Consider the following 320-nt stretch of genomic DNA (forward strand, 5'->3'; position numbering starts at 1 on the left):
TAGGTATGGATGCCTCGGATATTTTGTCAACGTTTTATGATAAAGTGACTTATGAGCGTGATGGAGCAGGATGGCGTGTTCCTTATTCTGTTGATCGTTTTAAAGGAATGAAGCTCATTTCTGACCTTATCGATGCAGATAGTGGTGAAGTTGTTGTGGAAGCTGGTAAGAAGCTAACAGTTCGCACCGCAAAATCTTTAGCAGAAAAGGGGCTCAAGGCGGTTAAAGTTAGTGAAGATGATTTATTAGGATGTTATCTTGCCGAAGATATCGTCAATTACGAAACAGGTGAAATTTACCTTGAAGCAGGCGATGAAATT

The 320-nt window shown here is 40.3% G+C and carries 1 protein-coding gene; it reads left to right on the top strand.

Going from position 1 to position 320, the window contains the following annotated elements:
• The coding region (locus ACFINC_RS10600; RefSeq protein WP_375617188.1) for a hypothetical protein at positions 1-320 on the top strand (320 nt) is incomplete at both ends.

The sequence above is a fragment of the Bartonella sp. AP58NXGY genome (assembly GCF_042195785.1).
In the GTDB taxonomy this organism is placed as follows: domain Bacteria; phylum Pseudomonadota; class Alphaproteobacteria; order Rhizobiales; family Rhizobiaceae; genus Bartonella.